Origin of the sequence: Komagataeibacter intermedius TF2, from assembly GCF_000964425.1 — a bacterium.
Lineage (GTDB): Bacteria > Pseudomonadota > Alphaproteobacteria > Acetobacterales > Acetobacteraceae > Komagataeibacter > Komagataeibacter intermedius.
In genome coordinates this window covers 1-7,900 of record NZ_BANF01000184.1, presented here as the reverse complement: position 1 = coordinate 7,900, position 7,900 = coordinate 1, and the positions used below count along the sequence as shown (strand labels likewise).

At 61.1% G+C, this 7,900-nt stretch carries 6 protein-coding genes and 2 tRNA genes; all 8 read left to right on the top strand.

Annotated features, from left to right (window positions below):
• Positions 1-662: ADP-dependent NAD(P)H-hydrate dehydratase (locus tag B7449_RS15505; protein WP_048883794.1), on the top strand; the 662-nt coding region annotated here is incomplete at its 5' end.
• A gap of 80 nt (positions 663-742) precedes the next feature.
• Positions 743-827: transfer RNA gene (locus tag B7449_RS15500), tRNA-Leu, on the top strand.
• A 95-nt stretch (positions 828-922) separates the two neighbouring features.
• Complete coding sequence (gene tig, locus B7449_RS15495; RefSeq protein WP_039734746.1) at positions 923-2,260, top strand: trigger factor; 1,338 nt, start codon at positions 923-925, stop codon at positions 2,258-2,260.
• Between the two features lie 264 nt (positions 2,261-2,524).
• Complete coding sequence (locus B7449_RS15490) at positions 2,525-3,160, top strand: ATP-dependent Clp protease proteolytic subunit (protein ID WP_010512934.1); 636 nt, start codon at positions 2,525-2,527, stop codon at positions 3,158-3,160.
• 131 nt (positions 3,161-3,291) lie between these two features.
• Complete coding sequence (gene clpX / locus B7449_RS15485; protein WP_010512935.1) at positions 3,292-4,551, top strand: ATP-dependent Clp protease ATP-binding subunit ClpX; 1,260 nt, start codon at positions 3,292-3,294, stop codon at positions 4,549-4,551.
• Between the two features lie 223 nt (positions 4,552-4,774).
• Positions 4,775-7,204, top strand: a complete 2,430-nt coding sequence (gene lon / locus B7449_RS15480; RefSeq protein WP_373321500.1) for an endopeptidase La — start codon at positions 4,775-4,777, stop codon at positions 7,202-7,204.
• 173 nt (positions 7,205-7,377) lie between these two features.
• Positions 7,378-7,665 carry an HU family DNA-binding protein gene (locus B7449_RS15475; RefSeq protein ID WP_007399823.1) on the top strand — a complete coding sequence of 96 codons (288 nt, stop codon included), beginning with the start codon at positions 7,378-7,380 and terminating at the stop codon, positions 7,663-7,665.
• 84 nt (positions 7,666-7,749) lie between these two features.
• Positions 7,750-7,824: transfer RNA gene (locus B7449_RS15470), tRNA-Val, on the top strand.
• Positions 7,825-7,900: the final 76 nt, after the last annotated feature.

The window sequence follows — 7,900 nt, the reverse complement described above, 5'->3', positions numbered from 1 at the left end:
GCGCCGGGCTGGTGCGGCTGGCCGTGGGGGACAGTGCGGAGGTATACCGCATGACCGCGCCGCCGGGGCTGATCGTGGATTCAGGTGCGCTGGACGCGCTGCTGCAGGATTCGCGCAGGCATGTATGGGTCTGCGGTCCCGGCCTGTCGGTGGGGGAGGTGGCGGCTACCTTCCCCGCGCTGGTGCGCGCGGGCCGCGACGTGATTGCCGATGCCGGGGCATTCACCATGGCGGCGGGCCAGCCCGACCGGCTGAAGGGGGCGGCCATCATCACCCCGCATATCGGTGAGTTCTCACGCGTGTTCGGCAGGCCGGGACCGGATCGCGTGGCGGCCGCGCGGCAGGCGGCGGCGCGCACGGGCGCGGTCACCGTCATGAAGGGGCCGGACACCATCATCGCCAGTCCCGACGGGCGTGTCGCGATCAACAGCCATGCCACCCCCATGCTGGGCACGGCGGGGTCGGGCGATACGCTGACGGGAATCATCGCGGCCCTGCTGGCGGCGGGCATGCCACGCTGGGATGCGGCCTGCGCAGGGGTGTGGATGCATGGCGATGCCGCCCTGCATGCCGGGGAATGGCCGATCGCCGAGGATTTTGATCGCCACCTGGGCGCGACAAGGGCGCGGGCGGAGGCCGCCGCGCAAAAAGTTTTCAGCTGAAAACGCCATTCGGGCCGCGTGGGATATTGCCCCATGGCCAATGGTGCGCTAAAGCCCCGCGCTTACAGCCTGGGCACAGTGCGGGCGTGGTGGAATTGGCAGACACGCCAGATTTAGGTTCTGGTGACGCAAGTCGTGGGGGTTCAAGTCCCTCCGCCCGTACCAAGATGCCGGCAAGTCGCGTTATGCGAGCAGACGTGGTGGCCAGACCGGCCTATTGCGTTCTTTGACACGTTCTGACCGAGAGGATGGCCTGGCAGATGCAGGTTACTGAAACGCTTTCCGATGGCCTGAAGCGCGGGTTCACCGTTACGGTGCCTGCCACGGAAATCGAGAGCAAGCGCACCGCGCGCCTGAAAGAAGTTGGACAGTCCATGAAGCTGCCGGGCTTCCGCCCCGGGAAGGTGCCGATGAGCATCCTTCAGCAGCGTTTTGGCGAATCCGTTCAGGGCGAGGTCCTGGAGCAGGTTGTCAGCGAAGCAACCCGCACCCTGCTGGATGAGCGCGGCCTGCGCCCGGCAATGCAGCCCAAGGTTGACCTGGTTTCCGGCAGCGAGCCGGGCAGCAAGGAAGACCTGAAGTTCACGGTCGAATTCGAGGTCCTGCCCGAAATCACCATCCCCGACCTGTCCGACCTGTCGCTCGTGCGCCTCCGGTCCGAGGTGAACGCCGAGACCGTGGACAAGGCGCTGACGGAAATCGCAGGCCGCCAGCGTGAGTTCGAGAAGGTCGAGGAAGACCGTCCCGCCGCCACGGGCGACGTGGCCGTGGTCGACTTCGTGGGCAAGGTCGACGGTACGGCGTTCGAAGGCGGTTCCGCCGACGACGTGAGTGTCGAACTGGGCGGCGCGGGCTTCATCCCCGGTTTCGCCGAGCAGATCGAAGGCATGAAGGTCGGTGACGAAAAGGTGATCACCGTGACCTTCCCCGCCGATTACGGCGCGGAACACCTTGCGGGCAAGGAAGCCACCTTCGACATCAAGCTCAAGGAACTCCGCCGTCCGGTCGAGGCCAAGATTGATGATGAACTGGCCAAGAAGCTCGGCTTCGACGGGCTGGAGCAGGTGCGTGAACTGATCAGCAAGCAGGTTGGTCAGGAATACGAACAGCTGTCCCGCCTGCGCCTGAAGCGCGAACTGCTGGACAAGCTGGCTGAAAAGACCGATTTCGAAGCCCCTCCGGGCATGGTCGATGCCGAGTTCTCCCAGATCTGGAACCGCATCGAGGAAGACCGCAAGGCCGGTCGCCTGGATGATGAAGACAAGGACAAGGACGAAGACACGCTGCGCGCCGACTATCGCAAGATTGCCGAACGTCGCGTGAAGCTGGGCCTGCTGCTGGCGGAAATCGGTCGTGTGAACAACATTGCCGTGACGCAGGAAGAAATCGTGCACGCGGTCCGCGCCGAAGCCTCGCGCTATCCCGGTCAGGAACAGGCCGTGTTCGAGTACTTCTCCAAGAATCCGCAGGCTGTTGACGGCCTGCGTGGCCCGATCTTCGAAAACAAGGTCATCGACTACATTGTCGAGCTGGCGAAGGTCGAGGACAAGGACGTGACGCCGGAAGAACTGGCCGAAATGCCGGAAGCTGACGTCTGATCCGCTTCCACGGCATAGATGGCGCATGCGGCGCGCGGAAGGGGACTTCCGTGCGCCGTATGTGTTTGCGGACAGGTGAGCACGCACAGTTTGTCACCCCCGTTCATGGCAAAATGACGCGGGTGGGGTGGTATCTGGCGTGTTTGTCTCTATTTTGTCATAAGTAACCGGGAAGGGTCCGGCTGCGTCCGTGCTGTCCGCGCATCATTTGCCGCCGGCCGTGCGCGGGGCGGGCCCTTGCTTTTCAGGATCGGGAATATGGCTATGAGGGATCGGGATCCCGTAGAGATCTTCAATAACGCTCTGGTGCCCATGGTGGTGGAGCAGACCTCCCGCGGGGAACGGGCATTCGACATCTATTCCCGCCTTCTGCAGGAACGGATCATCTTTCTGACCGGGCCTGTCTATGATCAGGTTTCAGCCCTTGTGTCGGCGCAGCTGCTTTATCTGGAAAGCGTGAACCCGACCAAGGAAATCTCGTTCTACATCAACAGCCCCGGTGGCGTGGTGTCGGCGGGACTGGCGATTTATGACACCATGCAGTACATCCGCTGCCCCGTCAGCACCGTGTGCATCGGGCAGGCGGCGTCCATGGGATCGCTGCTGCTGGCTGGTGGGGAAAAGGGGCGGCGATTCGCGCTGCCAAACTCCCGCGTCATGGTGCACCAGCCCTCCGGCGGTGCGCAGGGACAGGCCAGTGACATCGAAATCCAGGCGCAGGAAATCCTGACCATCCGCAAGCGCCTGAACGAGATCTACAAGGAGCATACCGGCCGCACGCTTGAGGAAATCGAGCAGAAGCTGGAACGCGACAGCTACATGTCGGCGGAAGAAGCGCAGGCATTCGGGATTGTGGATGAAGTGGTCCGTCGTAACGTTGCATCAAAACCTGCGGAGTAATCTGCATAAGGGAGCGCGCATACAGGCGCGCTTCCTGCCACTGTGGGTGAAAGTCACCTGCGGCGTGCCGGGGCGGTACCACCCGGCCGCAAGGTATGGAGAAGTTCCCCCGCGTGGGAATAGGAGCGGTTATGAATAACAAATCCGGCGATTCCAAAAATACGCTTTACTGCTCGTTCTGCGGCAAGTCGCAGCACGAGGTCCGCAAACTGATCGCCGGTCCCACCGTGTTCATTTGCGATGAATGCGTCGAATTGTGCATGGATATCATCCGTGAGGAACACAAGACGCATCTGGTCAAATCGCGCGATGGCGTGCCGACACCGCGGGAAATCTGCAAGATCCTGGATGACTATGTCATCGGTCAGGCCCATGCGAAGAAGGTGCTGTCGGTTGCGGTGCATAACCACTACAAGCGCCTCGCCCATGCCCAGAAGAATAATGATGTCGAGATCGCAAAATCCAACATCATGCTGATCGGGCCGACCGGTTCGGGCAAGACGCTGCTGGCGCAGACGCTGGCCCGCATCCTTGACGTGCCCTTCACCATGGCCGACGCCACGACCCTGACCGAAGCCGGCTACGTGGGCGAGGATGTGGAAAACATCATCCTCAAGCTGCTGCAGGCTGCGGATTACAACGTGGAAAAGGCGCAGCGCGGCATTGTCTACATTGATGAGATCGACAAGATTTCGCGCAAGTCGGACAATCCCTCCATTACCCGCGACGTCAGTGGCGAAGGCGTGCAGCAGGCGCTGCTGAAGATCATGGAAGGCACTGTCGCCTCCGTGCCGCCGCAGGGCGGGCGCAAGCATCCGCAGCAGGAATTCCTGCAGGTCGATACCACCAACATGCTGTTCATCTGCGGTGGTGCGTTTGCGGGGCTGGACAAGATCATCAGCGCGCGTGGGAAGGGGTCGGGCATCGGATTTGGCGCGGATGTGCAGTCGCCTGACGAACGCCGCATGGGCGCCGTGCTGCGCGATGTGGAACCCGAGGACCTGCTGAAATTCGGCCTGATACCGGAATTCATCGGTCGTCTGCCCGTTGTCGCGACACTGGAGGATCTGGATGAGGCAGCCCTGATCGAGATCCTGACCAAGCCCAAGAACGCGCTGGTCAAGCAGTATGCCCGCCTGTTCCAGATGGAAGACGTGCAGCTGACCTTTACCGAGGATGCCCTGCGTCAGGTGGCCCAGCGCGCCATTGCGCGGCGGACAGGTGCACGTGGCCTGCGCGCCATTCTGGAAAGCATCCTGCTGTCGACCATGTTCGAGCTTCCAGGCCTGAAAAATGTCGAGGAAATCGTGGTCAACAAGGAAGTGGCCGAAGGCAAGGCGCAGCCTGTCTATGTGTATGGGAAGAACGAGCCCGCCGAACAGTCTGCCTGACGGCAGGGCCGGTTTTCGCCGAAATGCCATCACCGGACTTGTGATGATGGCGCGTCGTGACAACATGAAGTGAAGTTGTCGCATATGCGGCGCGACGGATGGGCAGGCCGCAATGTTCGGGTGCCCATCCGGGATCGTCCATACAGGAGGTCAAAAAAACAACATGTCTGAAATTGACAGGCTGAACCCCGTACCCGAGGGAACGGAAACGACGGATAACAACATGGTAGCCAATCCGCCCGTGGCCAAGCGCGAAACGGAAGAAACAACCAGCGCACATGACACGATCGCCGTGCTGCCGCTGCGCGATATCGTTGTTTTTCCGCATATGATCGTGCCGCTGTTCGTCGGACGTGAAAAATCCGTGCGTGCGCTGGAAGCCGTGACCCGCAGTGACAAGCAGATCCTGCTGGTCGCGCAGAAGAACGCGGCGCAGGACGATCCCGCGCCCGATGACATCTATCGCTATGGTACCGTGTCCACCATCCTGCAGTTGCTCAAGCTGCCTGATGGCACGGTCAAGGTGCTGGTCGAAGGTGGCCGCCGCGCCCACATCACCGCCCTGCATGAAGTTGACGGCCATTTCGAGGCCGAGGTCGAGGACGTGCCGGAGCAGGAAACCGATGGCAAGGAAGCCGAGGCCATCGGCCGCACGCTGATCGGCCAGTTCGAGCAGTATATCAAGCTGAACAAGAAGATCGCGCCAGAGGTGCTGGTCTCGCTCAACCAGATTGATGACCTGTCGAAGCTGGCGGATACCATTGCCAGCCACCTGAACCTGAAGATTCCCGAAAAGCAGGAAATCCTCGAGATCCAGGACGTGAATGCGCGTCTGGAGCGGGTTTTCGCGCATATGGAAGCCGAAATCGGCGTGCTGCAGGTGGAAAAGCGCATCCGCAACCGCGTGAAGCGGCAGATGGAAAAGACGCAGCGCGAGTACTACCTGAACGAGCAGCTCAAGGCGATCCAGAAGGAACTGGGCGAAGGCGAGGATGGCAAGGACGAGACCGCCGAGCTTGAGGAAAAGATTGCCAAGACCAAGCTGACCAAGGAAGCGCGCGAAAAGGCCGTGGCCGAGCTGAAGAAGCTGCGGAGCATGAGCCCGATGTCTGCGGAATCGACGGTGGTGCGCAACTACCTCGACTGGATTCTGGGCATTCCGTGGAAGAAGCGTTCCAAGGTGCGCCATGACCTGTCCGAAGCGCAGAAGGTGCTGGATACCGACCATTATGGTCTGGAGAAGGTCAAGGAGCGCATCATCGAATATCTGGCGGTGCAGAGTCGCGCGCAGAAGCTGAAGGGACCGATCCTGTGCCTGGTGGGACCGCCCGGCGTGGGTAAGACCTCGCTGGCCAAGTCCATCGCCAAGGCGACGGGGCGGCAGTATGTCCGCATGTCGCTGGGCGGCATGCGTGATGAAGCGGAAATCCGCGGCCATCGCCGGACCTATATCGGTTCGATGCCCGGCAAGATCATTCAGGGGATGAAGAAGGCCAAGACCTCGAATCCGCTGTTCCTGCTCGATGAAATTGACAAGCTGGGCGCTGACTGGCGCGGTGATCCGTCTTCCGCGCTGCTGGAAGTGCTGGACCCGGAGCAGAATTCAACTTTTGGCGATCACTATCTGGAAGTCGATTACGACCTGTCGGATGTGATGTTCATCACCACGGCCAACAGCCTGAACATGCCCCAGCCCCTGCTGGACCGCATGGAAATCATCCGCCTGTCCGGTTACACGGAAGACGAAAAGGTCGAGATCGCCAAGCGTCACCTGCTGTCCAAGCAGACGGCGGCGAACAATCTGAAGCCGGGCGAATGGTCGGTGACCGATGACGCGCTGCGGGAACTGATTCGCAGCTACACCCGTGAAGCGGGCGTGCGTAATCTGGAGCGCGAGATCGCGACCCTGGCGCGCAAGGCCGTGACGGAAATCGTGACGGGAAAGGCCAGGACCGTGGAGATCACGGCCGAGAACCTTGAGAAATACGCGGGCGTGAAGCGCTTCCGCCATGGAGAGACCGAGTCGGAAGACATGGTCGGAGTCGTGACCGGACTGGCCTGGACCGAGGTGGGGGGAGAGATCCTGACCATCGAAAGTGTGATGGTGCCCGGCAAGGGGAACATCAAGCTGACCGGCAAGCTGGGCGACGTGATGAAGGAAAGCGTCGCGGCGGCCCTGTCCTATGTCCGCAGCCGCGCCGTGACCTTTGGCATCAGTCCCGACCTGTTTGAAAAGCGTGACCTGCACGTGCATGTGCCCGAAGGGGCCACGCCCAAGGATGGCCCTTCGGCCGGTATCGCCATGGCGACATCCATCGTCAGCGTCATGACGGGCATTCCCGTGCGCCGTGACGTGGGCATGACGGGGGAAATCACCCTGCGCGGGCGTGTGCTGCCGATCGGTGGCCTGAAGGAGAAACTGCTGGCCGCCCACCGGGCGGGACTGACCACCATCTTCATCCCCAAGGATAACGAGAAGGATCTGGTGGACATTCCCGAAGTCGTGACCAGGGCCCTGACCATCCTGCCGGTCTCGCATGTGGATGATGTGATCGGGCAGGCGCTGGTCAGCAAGCCCGAACCAATCGAATGGACGGAGCCGGTCACTTCCGGCACCACGGAAGGCACGGCAGCCCCCGCGCTGACGCATTAGTCAGGGCGCGTAGGGTCGCAAAATTGTCATGATGGGGGGGAATGACGGAATTTCTCTGTCATTCCCCGAATTCTGTCGGTTGACGTGAGAAAAAACAGCGGCATAGTGCGTGCAGAAATGCGGCGCGACTTTTGAATGATTGCGTAGGCGCACAGTACAAAGAAAGGCGTAAAATGGAGAAGCCACTTAACAAGCAGGAACTCGTCGCTGCGGTAGCCGAGGAAGCCGATCTGGCCAAGGCAAAGGCTGGCGAAGTGGTTGATGCGGTTTTCGGTGCGATCGAAAAGGCGCTGGCAAGCAAGCAGGAAGTCCGTCTGGTTGGTTTTGGCACGTTCGTGACCGCCACCCGCAAGGCGGCCAAGGGGCGCAACCCCCGCACGGGTGAGCCGCTGGACATTCCGGCTTCCACGTCCGTGCGTTTCAAGCCGGGCAAGAACCTGAAGGAAGCCGTCAGCAAGTAAGGCTGGCTGTTTTTTCAGATAAAAAAGAAGGGGCAATCCATTTTTTGGGTTGCCCCTTTTTTTGCAATCGCTTAGTAGGGTCGCGGGCGATTAGCTTAGCGGTAGAGCATCTCGTTTACACCGAGAGGGTCGGCGGTTCGATCCCGTCATCGCCCACCATATGTTCCCATGTTTGCGGGAATATGCACCACGCGGGTGTAGCTCAGTTGGTTAGAGCGCCGGCCTGTCACGCCGG

What these genes read in the sequence shown, in the direction of transcription:
- B7449_RS15475 (WP_007399823.1), top strand. Translation starts at nt 7,378, where the DNA reads ATGGAGAAGCCACTTAACAAGCAGGAACTCGTCGCTGCGGTAGCCGAG.
- clpX (WP_010512935.1), top strand. Translation starts at nt 3,292, where the DNA reads ATGAATAACAAATCCGGCGATTCCAAAAATACGCTTTACTGCTCGTTC.
- tig (WP_039734746.1), top strand. Translation starts at nt 923, where the DNA reads ATGCAGGTTACTGAAACGCTTTCCGATGGCCTGAAGCGCGGGTTCACC.
- lon (WP_373321500.1), top strand. Translation starts at nt 4,775, where the DNA reads ATGGTAGCCAATCCGCCCGTGGCCAAGCGCGAAACGGAAGAAACAACC.
- B7449_RS15490 (WP_010512934.1), top strand. Translation starts at nt 2,525, where the DNA reads ATGAGGGATCGGGATCCCGTAGAGATCTTCAATAACGCTCTGGTGCCC.